Below are 22,309 nucleotides of genomic sequence, written 5' to 3' on the forward strand. Positions count from 1 at the left end.
ACTATGGGGAAGGCAGGCCATGCAGCTCTACGGTTTCTTTAACAGTTCGACGTCCTACCGGGTGCGCCTCGCGCTGGCACTCAAGGGATTGGACTACGACTACCACGGCGTGAATCTGCGCGGCGGCGAGCAGTACAGCCCGGAGCATCGTGAGCGAAGCCCGATCGGCGGCGTACCGGTGTTGATCAGCGAAGACGGCGCCGAGCTGACCCAGTCGCTGGCGATCATCGACTACCTCGATGGCCGCTATCCGCAGCCGCGCCTGATTCCGCTCGACCCGTCCACGCGGGCTCGCGTGCTGGAGATCGCCTGCCTGATCGCCGTCGACATCCACCCGATCAACAACCTGCGGGTGCTCAACTACCTGAAGCGGGAATTCGACTGCTCGCCCGAGCAGCAGAAGGCCTGGTACGGGCACTGGGTGGCGGAGGGCCTGGGCGCGGTGGAGCAATTGCTGCAGCGCCGGGGCCAGGTCGGCCCCTACTGTCTGGGCGACACCCCGACCCTGGCCGATTGTTGCCTGGTGCCGCAGGTGGCCAATGCCCAGCGCATGGGCTGTGACCTGCAGGCCTACCCGCGAGTGTTGGCGGTCTATGCACACTGCCTCGCTCAACCGGCATTCCAGGCGGCGGCGCCGGCCAATCAACCCGACTACGTCGGCTAGTCGGCGAGGCGCGCGTTCGGCCAGTCGGTCATCCACCGGGCTGATGCGCCGCCGAGCGCGATCCTGCCGCGGCCGGGGCAAGTACGCAGGCTAGTGTCGGCGGATATGTTCCAGCAGCCAGCTGGTCGCGGGACCGAGTTCCGAGCCGACGCGCTGCACCACATGGGCGGCGAGCGTTTCGCCGGCCACGGGAAGGGCTTCCAGTTGCAGGGCGACGAGTGATCCGTCGTCGAGATGTGGGCGGGTGAGGTGTCCCGGCAGACTGCCCCAGCCCACACCGGCGCGGATCAGTTGCAGCTTCATCTGGATGTCGGTCACCCGCCAGCTGTTGGAGGAGAACACGTTGAAGTCGCGGCCGCTGGTCAAGTTGCTGCGGTCGGACAAGACGATTTGCGGGTGGTCACGGAGCAGGTGGGTGGAAATGCGCCCGTCAACTTGCGCCAGTGGGTGATCGGGAGCCGCCACCACTTGGGTATCGATGGGGGACAAGGCATGGCCGATAAGTCCCGCGGGAACTTCGGGAAGGGTGGCGAGAATACCGAGGGCGCAGGTTCCGTTTAGCACCAGGTCGGCAACTCCGCCGAGCGAATCGGAATAGATTCTCAACGATACTTCGGGAAACTGTCGATTGAACTCATTGAAGAGTGAACTCAGGGGGATGAGCGGATAAACCAAGTCGCTGACAATTGAAACTTCCGCCTCCAGTCCGGCAGACATTGCCCGGGCGTGAGTCTTGAGTCGGTCAGTTCTGGCGATAATTTCTTTTATTTCTCCCAGTAGTGTCTTTCCGGCTGCGGTCAGTACCGGCCGATATCCGCTGCGATCAAAAAGTTCAACATCCAGTTGCGACTCAAGTGTCGATATTGAGTAGCTGACGGCCGACTGCGCGCGCCTTAAACGCCTGGCGGCGGCGCCGAAACTGCCTTCCTCGACGATGGTCAACAACACCCGCAATTGGTCGAGGGAGAGGCCTTCAATGTTCATGTTGGACACTCGGCACTTAATCTAAAAATTAGATCATCTTAGACAGAAGGATGCGCATATTCAAGGTAGAACAAAGCGCCTACAACATCACCACGGTTTACCGGAAATACCGAAAGACAACTAAGTGCGGCCCGACAAACAACATTCCGACGTGCAGGCGAACGCCGTGATGTCGCGACGAAAACAATGAGGTGAGCAGATGAACGACAAGAACTATGAGTTAAGAAGAAACTCAATCGGCCCCATGCAATTGGTGTGTTTCGTCATTGCCGCTGCCGGCCCGCTGGCCGCGACGGTCGGTGCATCGCCAGCCGCCTTCTCTTTCGGCAACGGTCTGGGCGTGCCGGCGGTCTACGCCTTCGTCGGTCTCATGTACCTGATCTTCAGCATTGGCTTCATGGCCATGAGCAAGCATGTCAAGAGTGCCGGCGCCTTCTACAGCTATGTCGCCCTGGGTCTGGGCAATGCCTCGGGACTGGGCGCGGCGTTTGTCGCGGTGGTGACCTATACCACGGTGCAGTGCGCGATCTACGGCCTGTTCGGTCTGATGTTGGAGGAAATGCTCTCCGGCCCGCTAGGGGTGCAGGTTCCCTGGTGGGTGTACTCGCTGGGCGCGCTGTTTCTGGTGCACCTGTGCGGCAGCCGCAACATCGACTTCAACGCGAAACTGCTGCTGGTCCTGATGGCCGGCGAAGTGGCCTCGCTGCTGCTGTTCGACCTGGTCGCGCTGCTGAGCGCGGACGGCCACGCAGAAGTGGTTGGCGAGGTGGTTGCCCTGTCCAATATTTTCTCTCCGGGACTCGGCATCACCATCATCTTCGCCGTGACCTGTTTCCTCGGCTTCGAAGCCACCGCCATCTACGCCGAGGAAGTCAGGAATCCGGAAGTCAACGTACCGAAGGCCACCTATATCTCGGTCATCGTCATTGCCCTGGTCTACACCCTGAGCACCGCGTCGCTGGTACTCGGATATGGCGTGCATGAAGTGGTGGACGCGGCCAAGAATGCACCGGCCAGTTTCGTCTTCGATATCAATACCGCCTATGTCGGCGAGTTCTCCACGCGGATCATGAGCGTGCTGTTGGTGACCAGCTTGTTTGCCGCGCTGTTGTCGTTCCACAACGCCCTGGTGCGTTATTACCACGCCCTGGCCAAAGTGGGTGTGTTGCCGAAGAAGTTCGCCGAGGTGAACCCGGTTCATCAAATTCCGACCAATGCCGGTGCCCTGCAATCCATTACCGCACTCTTGCTGGTAGGCGGCTTCGCGGTGATGCAGCAGGACCCCTTCGCCATCCTCTACTCGTGGATGAGCACCATTTCCACCATCGGCCTGCTGTTCGTTCAGTTGCTGGTGATGGTCGCGGTCATTGGTTACTTCCTGAGAAACAAGCACCAGGTCTCGATGCGCCGAGGGCTGCTGGCCCCGGGCCTGGCAGCGCTCTGTCTGCTCGCCTGTCTGGTGCTGGTCATTGCCAATCTCAACCTGTTGAGCGGATCCGAATCCTGGGTCGCGTATTCCTTCCCCATGTTGATCGCTTTCAGCTGGTTGGCGGGCTACCAGTTGGCCAAGTCCGGGGTGCGTCTGGGTGAACAGGAAGTCGGTGTTTAACACCGCACGGATTAACGCATTGATAACCGCTGAACCGGAGAACAATCATGAAAGCGCTCAATAAAGCATCTATTCGCGACAACAACACCAAGTATCAATGGCACTCCCACACTCAGCCAGGACGCGACAAGGACTGGCGGCCGATCGTCATCGCCAAGGGCGACGGCTGCTATGTCGAGGATATCGACGGCAAGCGTTATGTCGACGGACTGGCCGGCCTGTGGTGCGTGAACGTCGGCCACAACCGCCCGGAGATCAAGCAGGCAATTGCCGATCAGCTCGATCAGATCGAGTACTACGCCTCCTTCCTCGGCACGACCACGCCGCCGTCGATCGAGCTGTCGAAGAAGCTCATCGAGATGACCGCCCAGGAGGGCATGGACAAGGTGATTTTCTCCTCCGGTGGCTCGGACGCCGTGGAGAATGCCCTGAAGATCGCCCGGCAGTACTGGCGCGTGCAGGGCAAGGGCGAACGCACCAAGTTCCTCTCGCTCAAGCAGGGCTATCACGGCATCCACATCGGCGGCGCCTCGGTAAACGGCAATACCTTCTTCCGCAGCAACTACGAGCCGCTGCTGCCGGGCTGCTATCACGTGGCGACGCCCTGGTTGTACCGCAATCCCTGGACCCAGGACCCGGAGGAGCTGGCGGCGATCTGTGCCGACCTGCTGGAGCGGGAGATCGTCTTCCAGGGCCCGGAGACCATTGCCGCCTTCATCGCCGAGCCTGTCCAGGGCGCTGGCGGCATCATCATCCCGCCGGCCAGCTACTGGCCGATGGTGCGGGCGATCTGCGACAAGTACGGCATCCTGCTGATCGCCGACGAAGTGGTGACCGGTTTCGGCCGTGCCGGGGAGATGTTCGGGGTGCGCGCCTGGGGCGTGAAGCCGGACATCATGACCCTGGCCAAGGGCATCTCCAGCGGCTACATCCCCCTGGGCGCCACCGTGCTGAGCGAGAAGGTCACCTCGGCCTGGGAAAACAGCACCTCCGATGCCGGCATTCTGACCCTCGGCTACACCTACGGCGGCCACCCGGTGGCCTGCGCGGCGGCCCTGGCCTGCCTGGACATCACCGAGAAGGAAGACCTGCCGGGCAATGCCAAGCGCCAGGGCGAGCGCATGCTGTCGGCGGTCAAGCACTTCGCGACGACCTACAAGTCGGTGGGCGACGTGCGCGGCATGGGCCTGATGGTCTGCCTCGAGCTGGTCAGCGACAAGAAGACCAAGGAGTCGGTGGATGAGGGCTTCGTCCAGCAACTGGCGAGCAAGGTGATGGAGGCGGGGGTGATCATCCGTCCGGCCGGACAGAAGCTGATCGCCTCGCCACCCCTGGTGATCAACGACGCGGAGTGCGACAAGATCGTCGAGGCGCTCACCTATGCCTTCGATGCCCTGGACCGCCACTGAGGCGTGGACCCTGTTCCGCTGATGCGGCCGATCGGGAGTGCCGCCGAGACCATTCAGGCACTCCCCGACTCTCCCGCGAACGGCACCCGGCAGACGCCGGGCGCCCTCGCCTGAATACCCTGTGGAGTTATCGATGAGCACGAACAAAGCCTTGCACTGGATTGGTGGCGAGTGGCTGGACTCTGGCACCACCCGGGAGTCCTTCAACCCGGCCAACGGGGAGCCGCTTGGCGTCTATGCCGACGGCGGCACGGAGCAGGCCCGGGCGGCGGTCGCCGCTGCCAAGCTGGCCTTCGCCGAACCCGCGTGGAAGCACGACAGGCAGCTGCGGGCGAGGGTCCTCAGCGACCTCGCCGATGCCTTCGAGCTGTACGCCAATGCCCTGATCGACCAGCTGTGTCTGGAGAATGGCAAGACCCGGGCCGAAGCCACCTTCGAGGTGACGATGGTGCCGAACAAGCTGCGTTACTACGCCTCGCTGGTCAGAACCGACTATGGTCGCGCGCTCGACGCGGTGCCGGGCAAGTTGTCGATTCTGCTGCGCGAGCCGATCGGTGTGGCCGGCATCATCGTGCCGTGGAACTCGCCGGTGGTGCTGCTGGTGCGCTCCCTGGCGCCGGCGCTGGCGGCTGGCGCCACGGTGGCGGCCAAGATGCCGGGGGAAACGGCGCTGACCAATGCCCTGATCGCCCGGGTGATCGCCGAAGTGGCGTCGCTGCCGACCGGGGTGATCAACCTGTTCACCGAGTCCGGCGCCGAGGGCGCCAAGCACCTGGTCGATTCTCCCGATGTGGCGGCCATCAGTTTTACCGGCAGCACCCAGACTGGCCAGGCCATCGCCCAGGCGGGCAGCAAGACGCTCAAGCGCCTCAGCCTGGAGCTGGGCGGCAAGACGCCGATCATCCTGCTGGACGATGCCGACGTGGAGGCCGCGCTGCCGGTGCTGGAGAAGTCGGTCACGGTGTTCGCCGGGCAGTTCTGCATGACCGGCTCGCGCCTGTTGGTGCACCGCTCCCTCGAGGGTCGGGTGCTGGACCTGCTGGCCTCGCGGTTGGCCCAGGTCCGGGTCGGCCCCGCCAGCGACCCGGGCAGCGACATGGGGCCGATGATCAGCCAGGCGGCGGTCGAGCGGGTCGATGGGCTGGTCGAGCAGGCCATTGCCCAGGGCGCGCAGGTCATCTACCGGGGCGGCCGCCCGGAGGCGGGCGCTCACCCCCAGGGCGCCTTCTACCGCCCGGTGTTGCTCAAGGTGTTCGACCCGGACGCGGCCATCGTGGCCAACGAGACCTTCGGCCCGGTCATGACGGTGCAGGTGTTCGACTCGGACGAGGAAGCGATTCGCCTGGCCAACCACAGCGCCTACGGCCTAGCCGCCAGCGTCTGGAGCCGGGATATCGACCGGCCGCTGCGCCTGGCCCGGGCGCTGGATGTCGGTACCGTGTGGGTCAACGACTGGGCCTGCGTGCACGATGAGTTCGAGGAAGGCGGCACCAAGATGTCCGGACTCGGTCGCCTCAACGGCCCCTCGGCGATCGAGCATTTCACCGAGTTCAAGCACATCAACCTGAAGCCCGGGCTGTCCGCCTGATCCATCGGTGGGCGGCACGATGGAGCGCTGCCCGCCGGGTGCGCCAAGAGATGCCCGTCGCCGACAGCCATGCCGGGGCGGGCATTTTATCGTCGGCCTGTAACGCCAGCCGCAGACCGTCCTCTAGTTCTGTACCGATGGCCCAGATCGAAGGTCATCGGCTCAATCAGACTGTTCGAGGATCACTCCATGAATACCAAGACCACCGCCACCGGCGCCGCCCTGGCTTTTGCCGCCGCTACCCTGTTCGCCGGCCTGACCAGTACCGTCGCCGTGGCCGAAGAGGCGCAGATTCATTGCTACGGCGTCAATGCCTGCAAGGGTCAGAACGACTGCAAGACCGCCAGCAACGCCTGCAAGGGCCAGGGCTCGTGCAAGGGGCAGGGCTTCAAGACCATGACCCTGGCCGAGTGCAACCTTGCCAGGGGCCGCGTAGGCGAGTGAGCGATGGGGGCCGGCCGAGCGGCCGGCCCTTTTGCCTCGCACCACAGCTGCCAGGCCGATGAGCAACTAGGCTGTCTGAACGTTTCGCGCGGAGAGTCTGTGATGGGATTGCTGAGTTTCCTGGGGCGGGCCATGGGGCAGCCTAGCAGCCCGCGGCCAGATGGCGAGGCCCAGGCTCAAGTGCTGGCCAGCCTGCTGGGGATGGCCTGGGTGGTGGAGGCGCGCGACCCCTATACCGGCGGGCACTTGTGGCGGGTGTCGCGGTTTTCCGAGCTGCTGGCGCGCCAGGCCGGCCTGGCCGAGGCCGAGACCGCGCGGATCAGCCTCGGCGGCTTTCTCCACGACCTCGGTAAGATCGGGATTCCCGATGCGATCCTGAACAAGCGCGCGCGACTCAGCGAGGAGGAGTACGCGGTGATCAAGACCCACCCGGAGGTCGGCTTCCGCATGCTGCACGGCCATCCCTTGGCCGGGCTGGTCAGCGATGCGGTACGCCTGCACCACGAAACCCCGGATGGCCGTGGCTACCCGCTCGGTCTCAAGGGCGGCGAGATTCCGCCGATGGCGCGCATCGTCGGCATTGGCGACGCCTTCGACGCCATGACCAGCAGCCGTCCCTATCGAGTCGGCATGCCGGTGGAGCAGGCCCTGGGCATCATCGAGGCGAATCTAGGCCGGCAGTTCGACGCCGAATTGGGCGCCCGTTTCATCCAGTTGGGCCGCGCCGGTGCGCTCGACCACATCGTCGGGCACAGCGACCTGGGCATTCCCCTGCAGACCTGCATCATGTGCGGGCCGACCCTGGTGCAGCGTCGCGGGCAGCAGGCCGGCGAGCACCTCTATTGCCGTTCCTGCGGCGGCGAGTATCGCCTCGAGGACGGCGCCGATGAGCGACTGCAGGCAAAGCCGACCGGTGCCCGGGGCGGCCCGGCCGAGCTCGCGCCGGTGGCCGACGAGCAACTGATCGGTGAGCTGGTGCAGGCCACTGCCCGGCAGGTGCTGAGCCTGGACTCCGGCGCGCCGTCTCGATAATTCCGTCGCGGGCTTGTAACGGTGCCGAGCGCGCCGACTCTAAAAGGTGTCGGCCCAGATCCCGTCGTACCGGACCGAGCTATCCCACCACAAGAGGATTACCAGCATGTCCATCAAGACCACTGCCGCCGGCGCCGCCCTGGCGCTCGCCGCCGCCGGCCTGTTCGCCAGCCTGCCGACCCTGGTCATGGCCGAGGAGGCCATGGTCAACTGCTACGGCGTCAATGCCTGCAAGGGCCAGAACGACTGCAAGACCGCCAACAACGCCTGCAAGGGCCAGGGCGCGTGCAAGGGCCAGGGCTTCAAGAGCATGACCCTGACCGAGTGCAATGACGCCGGCGGCACGGTCGGCGAGTGAAAGGAATAGGGCGGCCCCGGCCGGGTCGCCCCGATCCTGTCAGCAAAGGAGTTCGGCATGTCCACTGATGCAGCCTGCCTGGGCTTCGGCCTGGGTCTGCGCACCCCGTATTACCAGCAGATCGTCGAGCAGCGTCCGCCGGTCGACTGGTTCGAGATCGTCACCGAGAACTTCCTGGTCGAGGGTGGCAAGCCGCTCTACTACCTGGACGCCATCGGCGAGCACTACCCGCTGGTCATGCACGGCGTATCGCTGTCGATCGGCGGCCCCCACCCACTGGATCGAGACTACCTGCAGCGCCTCAAGCAGCTGGCGCAGCGGGTCAATCCCGCCTGGATATCCGACCACCTGTGCTGGAGCCGTGGCAGCGCCCACCAGCTGCATGACCTGCTGCCGCTGCCCTTCACCGAGGAGAGCCTGCAGCACGTGGCCGCGCGGGTACGCCAGGTGCAGGACGTGATCGAGCGGCCGCTGGTGCTGGAGAACGTCTCCAGCTACCTGCGCAGTACCGACGATCAGTTCAGCGAATGGCAGTTCCTCGCCGCGCTGAGCGAGCTGAGCGGCTGCGAGCTGCTGCTCGACGTCAACAACGTCTACGTCAGCGCGCGCAACCTTGGTTTCGAGCCCTGGGATTTCATCAGCGGCCTGCCACCGCGGCGCATTCGCCAGCTGCACCTGGCCGGGCACAGCGACTATGGCAGCTACCTGATCGACACCCATGACCAGCCGGTGGCCGACCCGGTCTGGCAGCTGTACCGGCGCACCCTGCGCCATCTCGGGCCGGTCGCGACCCTGCTCGAGCGCGACGACCACTACCCACCGCTGGCGGAACTGCTCGACGAACTGGGCAAGGCCCGCGCCGTCGCCGCCGAGGCGCTGGAGGTCACGCCGTTATGCGACTGAACGACTGGCAGCGGCAAATCGAGGACTATCTGCTCGGCGCCGACCCCAGGCCCAGCCCGGCCTTGCGCGACAGCCTGCGTGGCAGTCCGGCGCTGGACGCCGAGCAAGGCCTGGCGATCTATCACAACGCCTATCGGGCGCGGCTGCTCGAAGCCCTGCGCGGTGACTACGGCGCCCTGCACGGCTGGCTAGGTGACGAGGAGTTCGACGCCCTGGCCCAGGCTTACATCGACCGTCATCCCTCCCGGCACTTCAGCCTGCGCTGGCTGGGCGAGCGCCTAGGCGAATTCATCGACGGCCACCTGGTGCCAGAGCAGGCCGCGCCGCTCGGCGAACTGGCGCGCCTGGAGTGGGCCTTCACCCTGGCCTTCGATGCGCCGGCGGGCGAGCCCCTGACCCTGGAGCAGATGGCCGCCCTGGCGCCCGAGGACTGGCCCGCCCTGCAGGTGCGCCTGCTACCCGGCGTGCAATGGCAGGCCTGTCGCTTCAACAGCCTGGCGATCTGGCGCGCGTACAAGGAGCAGGCCGCATTCCCTGGCAGCCTGGAATTGCCCCTGGCCCAGGTCTGCCTGATCTGGCGGCACGGCCTGATCAGCCACTACCGCAGCCTCGGCGCGGCCGAGGAGGCCGCCCTGCGCGGCATGGCGATCGAGGGCTGGAGCTTCGCCGAACTCTGCGAACAGCTCGGCGAGTTCGGCGACAACGCGCCGCTGCAGGCCGCCAGCTGGCTGCGCCAGTGGCTGCAGGACGGGCTGCTGCAGCGGCATGGCCGATAGCCAGCTTATGGGGAACCGATGGCCTGACTGAGCAGTCTTCTGAACTACTCTTTCCAGTGATCTGGAGAGGAGGGAGGTGCCATGCTCGCCTATCTGCCGGCAAATCTGCGTGACCTGCAACTGCCCTTGCGCCTGCGCCTGTGGGACGGCAAGCAGATCGATCTGGGCCCCCAGCCACGGGTCACCCTGGTGGTCAAGGACCCGAGCCTGGTGACGCAGCTGGCCCATCCGAGCCTGGACGCCCTGGGTGGCGCCTACGTCGAGGGGCGCATCGACCTGGAAGGGCCGATCAGCGAGGTAATCGCCGTCGGCGATGCCCTCAGCCAGGCGCTGATCGGCGATGAGGCATCGGCCGAGCCGGAGTTCCAGCCCCACGACAAGGACACCGATGCCGCGGCGATCAGCTACCACTACGACCTGTCCAACGACTTCTACGGGCTCTGGCTGGATCGCGAGCTGGTCTATTCCTGCGCCTATTTCGAGACCGGCACCGAAGACATCCACCAGGCGCAACAGGCCAAGTTGCGCCACCTGTGTCGCAAGCTGCGCCTGCGCCCGGGCGAGCGACTGCTGGATGTCGGCTGCGGCTGGGGCGGCCTGGCGCGCTTCGCCGCCCGCGAGTTCGGCGTCGAGGTGTACGGCATCACCCTCAGCCAGGCGCAGCTGGAGCTGGCCCGCCAGCGGGTCGCGGCCGAGGGCCTGGACCAGCAGGTGCAACTGGAACTGCTGGATTACCGCGACCTGCCCCAGGACGGCCGTTTCGACAAAGTGGTCAGCGTCGGCATGTTCGAACACGTCGGCCACGCCAACCTGGCGCTCTATTGCCAGCGCCTGTTCGGCGCGGTGAAGAGTGGCGGCCTGGTGATGAACCACGGCATCACGTCCCGCTACACCGACGGCCGCCCGGTGGCCCGCGGCGGCGGCGAGTTCATCGACCGCTACGTGTTCCCCGAGGGCGAACTGCCGCACCTGGCCACCATGACCGCGCGGATCAGCGAGGCCGGCCTGGAGGTGGTCGATGTGGAGAGCCTGCGCCTGCATTACGCGCGCACCCTGGATCACTGGAGCGCACGCCTGGAGGCCCAGCTGGACCAGGCGGCGCGGCTGGTGCCGGAACAGGCGCTGCGCATCTGGCGCCTGTACCTGGCCGGCTGCGCCTATGGCTTCGCCCACGGCTGGATGAACCTGCACCAGATCCTCGCGGTCAAGCCGCACGCCGATGGCCGCCACGATCTGCCCTGGACCCGCGCCGACCTGTATCGCTGAGCCGCGCACCGGCTCCCTATCCCCGGTCAGGGCATTTTTCTTCAATACCGCAGCCCTTCGCGGGCGTCAGTCTGCGCCTTCTCTCTGACGACCCCGATAGGTGTGCGATGAACCTCCAGCTTTCCATGGCGGCCTTTGCCCTGGCGGCCTCCATTTCCCCGGGCCCGGTCAATCTGGTGGCGCTGAGTTGCGGTGCCAACTATGGCCTGCGCGCCAGCCTGCGTCATGTGACCGGGGCGACCCTGGGCTTCACCCTGCTGTTGCTGGCCATGGGCCTGGGTCTGCACCAGCTGCTGAGTCAGTGGCCAGCGCTGGATGTGCTGATCCGCTGGTCGGGGGTGGCCTTCCTGCTGTACATGGCCTACGGTCTGGCGCGCGACGATGGCCGGCTGGACGGCGGCAAGGCGCAGCGACCGCCCTCGCTGCTCACCGGGGCGCTGATGCAATGGCTCAACCCCAAGGCGTGGCTGGCGTCCCTGGCCGGCATGGGGGCCTATGCGGCGGGCGGCGAGTTTGGCTTGGTCGGCCAGTTCGCCGCGCTGTACTTCGTCATCTGTTACCTGTCCATCGCCTGCTGGGCCTACGCGGGCACGTTCATGGGCCAGTACCTGCAGGAGGCCGGGCGCATGCGCCTGTTCAATCGCGGCCTGGCGCTGCTGTTGCTGGGCTCGGCGGTCTACCTGCTGTGGGCCTGATCAGCTGGCGCGGCGGTACTGCCCCGGGGTGGCGGCGAGCAGCTGTTTGAAGGTGCGCTGCAGGTGGGCCTGATCGGCGAAGCCGGCCGCCAGGGCCACCTCGACTATATCCTCGCCGCGCCTGAGCCGGGCCTGGGCAAACTGGATGCGGCAGTTGACCAGGTAGGCATGGGGCGTCATGCCGTAGTGGCGGCGGAAGCAGCGGGTCAGGTAGGAGGCCGAGAGGCCGGCCGCCGCGCAGATGTCCTCCAGCTTCAAGGGGCGGGTGCAATGTGCGCGGATGAACTCGGCGGCCAGGTGGATACGTGGGTTGTCTGCGCGGCGCCTGGCGGGCGTTGGCTCGAGGCGCTGCTGCAGGCCACTGAAGAACTCCAGCAGGGCACAGTGCTTGGCCAGAGTCTCGACCTGCGGATCGACGAGCAGGTGGTACAGGCCGGTCAGGCCGGCATGGAGCGCCGGGTCCTGGCTGAGGATAGCCGCGAAGGGGCGTAGCGGATGGTTGCGGTCGAAGCCCAGCTGGTGCTGCAGCTCAGTCAGCCAGGCGGTGTCCACATAGAACATCTGGTAAGACCAGGGCTGGCCCTCTATGGGGTTGCAGGCGTGCACGTCGCCCGGGTTCATCAGCACCACGCTGCCGGCGCCGATGCGCTCGCGCGCCTTCTCGTTGAGGTAGGTGCTGCGGCCGGTGGTGATGGCGCCGATGGAGAAGGTGTCGTGGGAATGCTTGGCGTAGCACACCCGTCGCCCATCCACTACATCCCGTACTTCGACGAAGGGTAGTGCGGGGTCGCGCCAGAAGCGTGGTGTGCTCGCCGGGTGTGCCTGTGCCATGTCGCTTCGCTCCCTCGTCCCTGTCGTCCGCGACTATAGCCGCGCCAGGCCAGGGCACAAAGCCCGGCCTGCAACAGGTGACGCATTGCCTTACCATGCCGGCATTGCCCTGAGCCGAGCCGTGCATGCCCGCTTTCCTCCTGCGTTATCGCGTCGTCCTGATCGTTGCGCTGATTCTCCTCGGCCTGTCCGCCAGCATCTGGCTGGCCGGGCGCTATGCCGAGCGGCGTGCCTGGGAGGAGCGCAGCGGTGAGGCCCGCGGCCAGCTGCAGCTGTATGCCCAGTCGATCCACACCCTGGTCGAGCGTTTCCGCTCGGTGCCCGAGGTGCTGGCCCTGGACAGCGACATCAAGTCGCTGCTGCGTGCGCCGAGCGACCGCCTGTTGCGCGGACGCCTCAATCAGCGCCTGGAACAGCTCAACGCCGCCGCCGGCTCCAACGTGCTGTACCTGCTCGACCAGCGCGGCGACACCCTGGCGGCGAGCAACTGGCGCGACTGGACCAGTTTCGTCGGCAACAACTACGCCTTTCGCCCCTATTTCCAGGATGCCCTGCGCCAGTCGGCCGGGCGCTATTTCGCGGTCGGCGTGACCACCGGGATTCCCGGCTATTTCCTCTCCCACGTGGTACGCGACGACGATGGCGGGGTGCTCGGGGTGCTGGTGGTCAAGCTGGAGCTGGAGGAGCTGCAGCGCGAGTGGGCCGCCCAGCCCGGGGTGCTGCTGGTCGCCGACAGCTATGGGGTGGTGATCCTCAGCAATCGTCCGGCCTGGCGCTTCCGTGCCCTGCAGGCCTTGAGCGATCAGGACCGCGCGGAGCTGGTGGAGGTGCGCAAGTACGCCGAGCAGGCGCTCCAGCCCTTGCCCAGCGAGCTGCGCGGCAAGATCGATACCGCCGCCGAGTGGCGCCGGGTGAGCGGGCCGGAAGGGCCCCGTGACTACCTCTGGCAGAGCCTGACGCTGGCCGAGGATGAGTGGACCCTGCACCTGCTGGTCGAGCCGCAGACCCTGGTCGACAGCGTGCGCAGCTATCGCCTGGCCGCCGCCGGGGTGTGGATGACCCTGGCCTTCCTCCTGCTCTATCTCGCCCAGCGGCGCAAGAACCAGCGCCTGCAGGCGGGCATCCGCGAGCGCCTGGAGCGCGAGGTGACGCTGCGCACCGCGGAGCTGCGCGAAGCTCAGGAAGGCCTGGTGCACGCGGCGAAGATGGCCGCCCTGGGGCAGATGTCGGCGGCCATGGCCCATGAGATCAACCAGCCGCTGACCGCCATGCAGATGCAGCTGGGCAGCCTGCGCCTGTTGCTCGACAGCGGCCGCCAGGCCGATGTGCGCGAGGGCCTGCAGCGCATCGACGGCCTGCTGCAGCGCATGGCCGGGCTCACCGGCCACCTGAAGACCTTCGCCCGCAAGAGCCCGGCCGGCCTCAGCGAGCGCCTGCGCCTGAGCGAGGTGCTCGAGCAGGCCCTGCAGCTGTTGGCGCCGCGTCTGCGCAACGAAGACGTGGAGCTGCGCCGCGAGATCGACGCCAGCGTGCAGGTGCTGGGCGACGCCATCCGCCTCGAGCAGGTGCTGCTCAACCTGCTGCACAACGCCCTGGACGCCATGGCCGGGGTCGACAAGCGGGTGCTCAGCCTGTCGCTGCAGCGTGATGGCGAGCACTGCCTGTTGCGGGTCGCCGACAGCGGCGGTGGCATTGCCAGCGAGCACCTGGGTCATGTGTTCGAGCCGTTCTTCACCACCAAGCCGGTGGGCCAGGGCCTGGGCCTGGGGCTGGCGGTGTCCTATGGCATCGTCCGCGAACTGGGCGGCAGCCTGGAGGCGGCGAACCACGCCGAGGGCGCGCTGTTCACCCTGCGCCTGCCGCTGGCCCCCGCGCCTTAGGCGGGCCTTTGCGGCTGCGAGGCAACCGGCCTGCGCGATACACTGGAACCATGGACTGAGGAGGCGTGATGAGCGGTCAGGTAATAGTGGTCGATGACGAGGCGGCGATCCGCGAGGCGGTGCAGCAGTGGCTGGAGCTGTCCGGCTTTCGCGTGCAGAGCTGCGCCAGCGCGGAACAGGCCCTGGCCCTGGTCGACCGCGACTTTCCCGGGGTGCTGGTCAGCGATGTGCGCATGCCCGGCAGCGACGGCCTGCAGCTGCTCGACAAGCTGGTGGCGCTGGACCGCGACCTGCCGGTGATCCTGGTCACCGGCCACGGCGATGTGCCGATGGCGGTGCAGGCCCTGCGCAACGGTGCCTACGATTTCATCGAGAAACCCTTTACCCCCGAGCGCCTGCTCGACAGCGTGCGCCGCGCCCTGGACAAGCGTCGCCTGGTCTGCGAGAACCGCCAGCTGCGCCAGCAGTTCGCCTTCAAGGACAGCATCGAGGGGCAGTTGCTCGGCATGTCCAAGCCGATGGAGAACCTGCGCCGGCAGATCCTCGAGCTGGCCGCCACCTCGGTCAACATCCTTATCCGTGGCGATACCGGCAGCGGCAAGGAGCGGGTCGCCCGCTGCCTGCACGACTTCAGCGCGCGCGCCGGCAAGCCCTTCGTCGCCCTCAATTGCGCGGCCATTCCGGAGAACCTGTTCGAGAGCGAGCTGTTCGGCCACGAGAGTGGTGCCTTCACCGGCGCCCAGGGCAAGCGCATCGGCCGCATCGAGCATGCCGACGGCGGCACCCTGTTCCTCGACGAGATCGAGAGCCTGCCGCTGGCCCAGCAGGTCAAGCTGCTGCGCGTGCTGCAGGAGAAGACCCTGGAGCGCCTCGGCTCGAACAAGAGCATCCGCGTCGATCTGCGGGTGATCAGCGCGGTCAAGCCGGACCTGATGGACGAGGTGCGCGCGGGGCGGTTTCGCGAGGACCTGTACTACCGGCTGAACGTGGCGACCCTGCGCATCCCGCCGCTGCGCGAGCGGCGCGAGGACATCCCCCTGCTGTTCGAGCACTTCGCCCGCCAGGCGGCGCTGCGCAACGGCCGCGAGGCACCGGCGCTGGCGCCGGGCGAGCTGGCCAAGCTGCTCGGCCACGACTGGCCGGGCAACGTGCGCGAGCTGATCAACGCCGCCGAGCGCCACGCCCTGGGCCTCAGCACGGCGGAGGCGGAGGGCGGGGCGCAGTCCCTGGCCGAGCAGATGGAGGCCTTCGAGGCCCAGTGCCTGCACAACGCGCTGTTGCGCTGCCAGGGCAATATCACCCAGGTCATGGCCCTGCTGCAGCTGCCGCGGCGCACCCTCAACGAGAAGATGCAACGACACGGCCTGCAGCGCAGCAGCTATCGGCCAGCCGGCAGCCCCGACGACGAATAGGCAATTTTCCGCCTATTGTCGGTTATGAATGGGCGGAAAGTTGCTTGTCTATCCCGCGTTGTTTGGGCTTGACCCCTCTATTACGGGGCTTTCCTGCCCTGGCACGCTACCTGCTATAGCTCTTGTCAGCCACGCGCCTCTGCAAGCGCGGGCGACCATAAGAAAGACAAGAGGTCAGCCAATGAACCGCCACTGCCGCTCCGCGAGCTTGTCTCGCCCCGCTGTTCCGCGCCTCCTCTTGCGCGCCAGGCCCTGGCCCGGTGTCGGCGATTGCCGCTTTCGCGAAATCCGCTAGTCCCCGGACGGGCCCCGAAGCTGCGGCGGACGGGCATCGTCTACAGTGAAAACTCTGCACAAGTCATAACAACGACGGAGATTCTTCCATGCGATTGACCAAGCGTTTCAGCCTGTTCGCCGCTGCTGCGGCCCTGACTGCCAGCACCGCGGTGCTCGCCGCACCGACCTTCATCAACATCCTCACCGGCGGCACCAGCGGTGTGTACTACCCGATCGGCGTCGGCCTGTCGCAGCTGTACAGCAACGGCATCGAAGGCGCCAAGACCTCGGTGCAGGCGACCAAGGCCTCGGTGGAGAACCTCAACCTGCTGCAGCAAGGGCGTGGCGAGCTGGCCCTGGCCCTGGGCGACTCGGTCGCCGACGCCTGGACAGGTGTGGAGGACGCCGGCTTCAAGACGCCGCTGAAGAAGCTGCGGGCGATCGCCGCCACCTACCCGAACTACATCCAGATCGTCGCCAGCCAGGAGTCGGGCATCACCAGCCTGGAAGACCTCAAGGGCAAGCGCATCTCCGTCGGCGCGCCGAAGTCCGGCACCGAGCTGAACGCCCGCGCCATCTTCGAGGCCGCCGGCCTGAGCTATGAGGACATGGGCAAGGTCGAGTTCCTGCCCTACGCCGAGTCGGTCGAGCTGATCAAGAACCGCCAGCTGGATGCCACCCTGCAGTCCTCGGGCCTGGGCATGGCGGCGATCCGCGACCTGGCCGCGACCCTGCCGATCACCTTCGTCGCCATCCCGGGCGAAGTGACCGCGAAGATCGGCAACGCCGCCTACCAGGCCGCCGCCATCCCAGCCGGTACCTATGACGGCCAGGACGCCGAAGTACCGACCGTGGCTATCACCAACATCCTGGTCAGCCACGAGGGCGTGTCCGACGAGGTCGCCTACCAGATGACCAAGCTGATGTTCGACAACCTCGAGCGCCTGGGCACCGCCCACTCCGCGGCCCAGGACATCAAGCTGGAAACTGCGGCGAAGAACCTGCCGATCCCGCTGCACCCGGGTGCCGAGCGCTTCTACAAGGAAGTCGGCGCGCTGTAAGCCACACCGGCGAACGAACGGTCGCCCTGGCGGCGGCCGTCCGTTCGCCCGCTGGTTCTCCACAGAGACGCTAGTAAAACCAGCGTGGCGGCCTGTTTCGCCGGCGGCCGCTTAGGCAGCTGCCGAGCGGCGGCGCGCCGCGTCCACGGCAGGTTTTGCTAGCGACTCTTCCGCTTTATCGATGTTGTATTGAGGGCGTGACCTCCATGAGTGAACACAACCAAGGCCTTGCTGCGCGTCCGGGCGACTGGCCGAAGGCGCTTTTTTACGTGGCGTTGCTGTTCTCCAGCTTCCAGATCATCACTGCCGCCTTCCACCCGGTATCCAGCCAGATCCTGCGCGCGGTGCACGTGGGCTTCCTGCTGCTGGTGGTGTTTCTCAGCTTTCCCGCCGATGGCAAGGACAAGCCCTGGCAACCCCTGGCCTGGCTGCTCGGCCTGGCCGGCATGGCCACCGCGGGCTATCAATGGTACTTCGAGGCCGACCTGATCCAGCGCTCCGGCGACCTGACCGACATGGACATGGTCATCGGCCTGACGCTGACGGTGCTGGTGTTCGAGGCGGCGCGCCGGGTGATGGGCATCGCCCTGCCGCTGATCTGCGGCCTGTTCCTCGCCTACGGCCTGTTCGGCCAGTACCTGCCGGGCGACCTGGCGCACCGCGGCTACGGCCTGGACCAGATCGTCAACCAGCTGTCCTTCGGCACCGAGGGCTTCTATGGCACCCCGACCTATGTGTCGGCCACCTACATCTTCCTGTTCATCCTGTTCGGCGCCTTCCTCGAGCAGGCCGGGATGATCAAGCTGTTCACCGACTTCGCCATGGGCCTGTTCGGCCACAAGCTCGGCGGCCCGGCCAAGGTCTCGGTGGTGTCGTCGGCGCTGATGGGCACCATCACCGGCTCCGGCGTGGCCAACGTGGTCACCACCGGCCAGTTCACCATTCCGCTGATGAAGCGTTTCGGCTACCGCGCGGCCTTCGCCGGCGGCGTCGAGGCCACCTCGAGCATGGGCAGCCAGATCATGCCGCCGATCATGGGCGCGGTGGCGTTCATCATGGCCGAGACCATCAACGTGCCATTCTTCGAGGTGGCCAAGGCCGCCCTGGTGCCGGCGCTGCTGTACTTCGGCTCGGTGTTCTGGATGGTTCACCTGGAGGCCAAGCGGGCCAACCTGCAGGGCCTGCCGAAAGCCGAGTGCCCCGATCCCTGGGCGGCGGTCAAGGCGCGCTGGTTCCTGCTGATCCCGCTGTTCATCCTGATCTACCTGCTGTTCACCGGGCGCACCCCGCTGTTCTCCGGGATGGTCGGCCTGTCGCTGACCGCCATCGTCATCCTCGGCTCGGCGATCATCCTGCGGGTGTCCTCGTTCGGCCTGCGCATGGCCTTCTGGATCGCCCTGGGCCTGCTCTGTGCCGGCTTCTTCCAGCTCGGCATCGGCGTGGTGTTCGCCGTGGTCGCGCTGCTGGTGGCGATCTGCTGGTTCATCAAGGGCGGCCGCGACACCCTGGTCATCTGCCTGCACGCGCTGGTCGAAGGCGCACGCCATGCGGTGCCGGTGGGTATCGCCTGCGCCCTGGTGGGGGTGATCATCGGCGTGGTGTCGCTGACCGGGGTGGCCTCGACCTTCGCCGGCTACATCCTGGCCATCGGCCAGGACAACCTGTTCCTCTCGCTGATCCTCACCATGCTCACCTGCCTGGTGCTGGGCATGGGCATCCCGACCATCCCCAACTACATCATCACCAGCTCGATCGCCGCGCCGGCCCTGCTGGAGCTGGGCGTGCCGCTGATCGTCTCGCACATGTTCGTCTTCTACTTCGGCATCATGGCCGACCTCACCCCGCCAGTGGCGCTGGCCTGCTTCGCCGCCGCGCCGATTGCCAAGGAGAAGGGCCTGAAGATCAGCCTGTGGGCCATCCGCATCGCCATCGCCGGCTTCGTCGTGCCGTTCATGGCGGTCTACGACCCGGCGCTGATGCTGCAAGGCAGCGGCGGCTGGCTGGCGACCCTGTACATCCTGTTCAAGGCGGCCGTGGCGATCGGCCTGTGGGGCGCGGTGTTCACCGGCTTCCTGCAGTGCAAGATGCCCTGGTGGGAGCGCGCGCTGGGTTTCGCCGCCGGCGCCAGCCTGATCCTCGCCACGCCGATGAGCGATGAGATCGGCTTCGCCCTGGCCGTGCTGTTCCTCGCCGTGCATTTCTGGCGCGGTCGCCGCGTCCAGGCGGCCGCCGCGTGATCGGGCTGTGCATGGGCCTGGCCGGGGCGATCTGGGCCGAACTGCCGGTTCCGGCGTTCACCCTGGCCTGGCGGCACAGCATCGAGAAGATTCGCTGGGAAGAGGATTACCGCGTCGCCGCCGAGGGCTTGTTGCTCGGCGAGGCGCGGGTCAAGGGTTCGGGCGCCGGCATGGAGATTCCTGCCGATGCCGAACTGCATGAGGGCAGCTGGCACTACCGCCGCCAGTTACCGCCCCTGCAACCGCTGCGCCTGGGGCGAACCCCCGAGGCAGGGGACTACCAACTGTGTTTCGACCAGCGTTGTCACCCAATGAGTGACTGGCTCGGCCCGCCACAAGCGAGCCAGCCGGCGTTGGAACTCTGGAGCTGTGAGCTCGGCTCCCCCTTGTCCCCGGTGGACAAGGGCCAGGGTGACGGCTGAGGCCGCGCCCGCTCCCGGCGCCACAAGCGCGGGCTGCTGCAAGAGGAAAACCCCCAGTCGGCCTGGCCACTGGGGGTTTTGTTCGTCTGCAGCTTGCCGAACGGCGCTGCCGCGGTGCTCAGTCGATTTCGTACTTGGCCTTGAGCCGTTGCACCAGCTGCGGCTGCTGCTGCAGGAAACGGTCGAAGGCGGCGATCACCTCGGGATGCAGGCGGCTGGACAGGTAATAGTCGCCGTCGACATGGGGCAGTCCGGGGTCGAACCGCAATGCGTCCTCCGCCAGGCCGGCGGCGCGCAGCGCCAGGCGTGCCACCCGCGGATTGAGGTAGATCGCATCGACCCGGCCGCTGGCCGCCATGCGCAGCAGCGAGTCGATGTGATTGCTCTGCGTCAGGCTCATGTGCCCGCCCTCGATGTCCGCCAGGTACGGCCAGGGGGTGAAGCCCAGCTGGGTGCCGAGCCGGCGTATCCGCGCCTTGCCCAGGCCGACGTGGGCGCGCAGCACCATCACGCCGTCGGTATAAGGCGCCACGGCCTGGCTGTAGTGGACCCGGTGGCCCTGCTTCTGCCGGGTTTTCCAGTGCGGGTGATCGGGGAACTTGAAGTCCAGCTTGCCGGCCAGGTAGTCGCCGAGCAGGCGCTTGACCGGCAGCGCCACGTAGGTGAACTGGTGGCCCTGGTCGGCGGCGAAGGCGTCCAGCAGTTCGCGGGCGTAGCCCCGGTACTGGCCGTCTTCGACGGTGAAGTAGGGCAGGTAGGGCTGGCGCTCGACGCCCACGCGGTACTGTTCGGCGTGCAGCGCAGTGGCGCCGGCCAACAGACTGAAGCAGAAGATGACCGGCAGGCGGAAGTTCATCGGCAGCGACTCGTTGAGACTCCGTAATGCAAAGCTCGCGACTCAGCACTAACCATAGCCAGTGACGCCGGCCTTCGGGGTTTTTCTGTCGGCCTAGAGTATCGGCGAGATCAGCCGCGCCACGCGCATGGCCAGGCGCTGCAGGTGGCGCACCTTGTGGCGGTCGGCCCGGACCAGCTCGCGCGAGCGGGCGAAGTCGGCCTCGAGCATCTGCGCGACCTGGCTGGCGAAGGCGTCGTCGACGGTGAGCAGGGTGATCTCGAAGTTCAGGCGGAACGAGCGGTTGTCCAGGTTGGCGCTGCCGATGGCGCAGGCGCCCTGGTCGATCAGCATGACCTTCTGGTGGAGGAACCCGGGCAGGTAGCGGAACACCCGGACCCCGGCGCGCAGGGCCTCGAAGGCGTACAGGCTGGAGGCGGCATAGACCACCCGGTGGTCGGGGCGCGCCGGCAGCAGGATGCGCACGTCGACGCCGCGCAGCACGGCCAGGCGCAGGGCGCTGAACAGCGCCTCGTCGGGCACGAAGTAGGGGCTGGTGATCCAGATCCGCTCACGCGCGGCGTGGATCGCCTCGACGAACAGCAGCGAGCCGGTTTCCTGGGGGTCGGCCGGGCCGCTGGTGATCAGCTGGCAGAGCATGCCGCTGCTCGGGTAGGCCTCGGGCAGCAGCAGCGGCGGGATCTGCCGGGTGGCCCAGAACCAGTCCTCGGCGAAGGATTCCTGCAGGCAGGCGACCACCGGGCCGCGCACCTCGACGTGGGTGTCGCGCCAGGGCGCCAGTGGCGGCTTGCGCCCGAGGTACTCGTCGCCGACATTGAGGCCGCCGAGAAAGCCGCGCTCGCCGTCCACCACCACCACCTTGCGGTGATTGCGGAAGTTCAGCTGAAAGCGGTTGAACAGCCCGCCGCGGGTGGGGAACGCATGGATCTGCACGCCGGCGCTGCGCAGGCTGTCGATGTAGTGGCGGGGCAGGGCGTGGCTGCCGATGCCGTCGTACAGGATGTACACCCGCACTCCGGCGCGCGCGCGCTCCAGCAGCCGCTCATGCAGGCGCCGGCCGAGGACGTCGTCGCGGACGATGAAGAACTGCAGGAGGATCACCTGGCGGGCCTCGGCCAGGGCGGCGAAGATCGCCGCGAAGGTCGCCTCGCCGTCGATCAGCAGCTGCACCTGATTGTTCGCCAGGCAGGGCATTGAGCCCAGGCGCGGCAGCGCGCGCAGGCGGCGGAAGGCCTTGGACGCGCGGGCGGTGATGGCTTCCTCGACCCAGGGCCGCCAGTTCAGCGCGGCGATGGCGCTGTGCATCTCCTGGTCGGCCAGGCGCCGGGCCTTGATATAGGCATCGAAGCGGCTGCGGCCGAACACCAGATAGGGCAGCAGGGTCAGGTAGGGCATGAAGAACAGCGATACCGCCCAGGCGATGGCGCCCTGGGCGGTGCGCACGGTGAACACCGCGTGGATGGCGGCCAGTACGCCGAGCGTATGGATCGCGGCGAGCAGGTAGGTCAGCAGGTGGGGGATGCCAAGGTCCGTGAGCATGCGCATTCCTGTGCGGCAGAAACCGGTGTAAAGCAGGCCAGTCACAGCGTGCAGTGTCGCATCAACC

The 22,309-nt window shown here is 66.7% G+C and carries 20 protein-coding genes; 16 read left to right on the forward strand and 4 right to left on the reverse strand.

All coding sequences use genetic code 11. The features are described from left to right. Positions 1-19: 19 nt before the first annotated feature. Entirely contained in the window at positions 20-664 is a 645-nt protein-coding gene (gene maiA, locus LPB260_RS05370) for a maleylacetoacetate isomerase (protein ID WP_208707678.1), read from the forward strand. Between the two features lie 90 nt (positions 665-754). Here the strand turns inward: maiA and LPB260_RS05375 are convergent, their stop codons facing one another. Then, positions 755-1,648 (reverse strand): LysR family transcriptional regulator, encoded by an 894-nt coding sequence (locus LPB260_RS05375; protein WP_208707679.1) that lies wholly within the window; start codon positions 1,646-1,648, stop codon positions 755-757. 199 nt (positions 1,649-1,847) lie between these two features. Between LPB260_RS05375 and LPB260_RS05380 the strand changes: the two genes are divergently transcribed. From LPB260_RS05380 to LPB260_RS05425, 10 genes are all read left to right on the forward strand, one after another. After that, the gene (locus tag LPB260_RS05380; RefSeq protein ID WP_208707680.1) at positions 1,848-3,257 is read left to right on the forward strand and encodes an APC family permease; all 1,410 of its coding nucleotides are present in this window, start codon (positions 1,848-1,850) and stop codon (positions 3,255-3,257) included. 47 nt (positions 3,258-3,304) lie between these two features. Next, complete coding sequence (locus LPB260_RS05385) at positions 3,305-4,666, forward strand: aminotransferase class III-fold pyridoxal phosphate-dependent enzyme (protein WP_208707681.1); 1,362 nt, start codon at positions 3,305-3,307, stop codon at positions 4,664-4,666. Positions 4,667-4,799: 133 nt separating this feature from the next. Continuing rightward, a complete protein-coding gene (locus LPB260_RS05390) occupies positions 4,800-6,254 on the forward strand; it encodes an aldehyde dehydrogenase family protein (protein WP_208707682.1) in 1,455 nt (484 codons plus the stop codon). A 189-nt stretch (positions 6,255-6,443) separates the two neighbouring features. Continuing rightward, positions 6,444-6,698 carry a hypothetical protein gene (locus LPB260_RS05395; RefSeq protein ID WP_208707683.1) on the forward strand — a complete coding sequence of 85 codons (255 nt, stop codon included), beginning with the start codon at positions 6,444-6,446 and terminating at the stop codon, positions 6,696-6,698. Positions 6,699-6,800: 102 nt separating this feature from the next. Then, positions 6,801-7,730 carry an HD-GYP domain-containing protein gene (locus tag LPB260_RS05400; protein WP_208707684.1) on the forward strand — a complete coding sequence of 310 codons (930 nt, stop codon included), beginning with the start codon at positions 6,801-6,803 and terminating at the stop codon, positions 7,728-7,730. Between the two features lie 106 nt (positions 7,731-7,836). After that, a complete protein-coding gene (locus tag LPB260_RS05405) occupies positions 7,837-8,088 on the forward strand; it encodes a hypothetical protein (protein ID WP_208707685.1) in 252 nt (83 codons plus the stop codon). Between the two features lie 57 nt (positions 8,089-8,145). After that, positions 8,146-8,991, forward strand: coding sequence for a DUF692 domain-containing protein (locus LPB260_RS05410; RefSeq protein WP_208707686.1), 846 nt, complete (start codon positions 8,146-8,148; stop codon positions 8,989-8,991). Next, on the forward strand, positions 8,982-9,767 hold the full coding sequence (locus LPB260_RS05415) for a DNA-binding domain-containing protein (RefSeq protein ID WP_208707687.1): 786 nt from the start codon (positions 8,982-8,984) through the stop codon (positions 9,765-9,767). The genes LPB260_RS05410 and LPB260_RS05415 overlap by 10 nt, the downstream gene beginning before the upstream one ends. 81 nt (positions 9,768-9,848) lie before the next feature. Then, positions 9,849-11,033, forward strand: a complete 1,185-nt coding sequence (cfaB, locus tag LPB260_RS05420; protein ID WP_208707688.1) for a C17 cyclopropane fatty acid synthase CfaB — start codon at positions 9,849-9,851, stop codon at positions 11,031-11,033. Between the two features lie 107 nt (positions 11,034-11,140). Continuing rightward, entirely contained in the window at positions 11,141-11,728 is a 588-nt protein-coding gene (locus tag LPB260_RS05425) for a LysE family translocator (protein WP_208707689.1), read from the forward strand. Here the strand turns inward: LPB260_RS05425 and LPB260_RS05430 are convergent, their stop codons facing one another. Beyond that, on the reverse strand, positions 11,729-12,559 hold the full coding sequence (locus LPB260_RS05430) for an AraC family transcriptional regulator (RefSeq protein ID WP_208707690.1): 831 nt from the start codon (positions 12,557-12,559) through the stop codon (positions 11,729-11,731). Positions 12,560-12,684: 125 nt separating this feature from the next. Between LPB260_RS05430 and LPB260_RS05435 the strand changes: the two genes are divergently transcribed. From LPB260_RS05435 to LPB260_RS05455, 5 genes are all read left to right on the forward strand, one after another. Then, positions 12,685-14,439, forward strand: a complete 1,755-nt coding sequence (locus LPB260_RS05435) for an ATP-binding protein (RefSeq protein ID WP_208707691.1) — start codon at positions 12,685-12,687, stop codon at positions 14,437-14,439. A gap of 68 nt (positions 14,440-14,507) precedes the next feature. After that, positions 14,508-15,851: a sigma-54 dependent transcriptional regulator gene (locus LPB260_RS05440; RefSeq protein WP_208707692.1), complete on the forward strand. Its 1,344-nt coding sequence runs from the start codon at positions 14,508-14,510 to the stop codon at positions 15,849-15,851. Between the two features lie 383 nt (positions 15,852-16,234). Continuing rightward, entirely contained in the window at positions 16,235-17,188 is a 954-nt protein-coding gene (locus LPB260_RS05445) for a TAXI family TRAP transporter solute-binding subunit (RefSeq protein WP_208707693.1), read from the forward strand. A 206-nt stretch (positions 17,189-17,394) separates the two neighbouring features. Beyond that, positions 17,395-19,425 (forward strand): TRAP transporter permease, encoded by a 2,031-nt coding sequence (locus LPB260_RS05450; protein ID WP_208707694.1) that lies wholly within the window; start codon positions 17,395-17,397, stop codon positions 19,423-19,425. Beyond that, positions 19,422-19,847 carry a DUF1850 domain-containing protein gene (locus tag LPB260_RS05455; RefSeq protein ID WP_208707695.1) on the forward strand — a complete coding sequence of 142 codons (426 nt, stop codon included), beginning with the start codon at positions 19,422-19,424 and terminating at the stop codon, positions 19,845-19,847. The genes LPB260_RS05450 and LPB260_RS05455 overlap by 4 nt, the downstream gene beginning before the upstream one ends. A gap of 118 nt (positions 19,848-19,965) precedes the next feature. Here LPB260_RS05455 and LPB260_RS05460 read toward each other — a convergent pair whose 3' ends face one another. Together LPB260_RS05460 and cls are read right to left on the reverse strand one after the other, a co-directional pair. After that, on the reverse strand, positions 19,966-20,703 hold the full coding sequence (locus LPB260_RS05460) for an ABC transporter substrate-binding protein (protein WP_208707696.1): 738 nt from the start codon (positions 20,701-20,703) through the stop codon (positions 19,966-19,968). 93 nt (positions 20,704-20,796) lie between these two features. Next, on the reverse strand, positions 20,797-22,242 hold the full coding sequence (cls, locus tag LPB260_RS05465) for a cardiolipin synthase (RefSeq protein ID WP_208707697.1): 1,446 nt from the start codon (positions 22,240-22,242) through the stop codon (positions 20,797-20,799). Positions 22,243-22,309: the final 67 nt, after the last annotated feature.

It is taken from the genome of Pseudomonas sp. LPB0260, assembly GCF_013388395.1.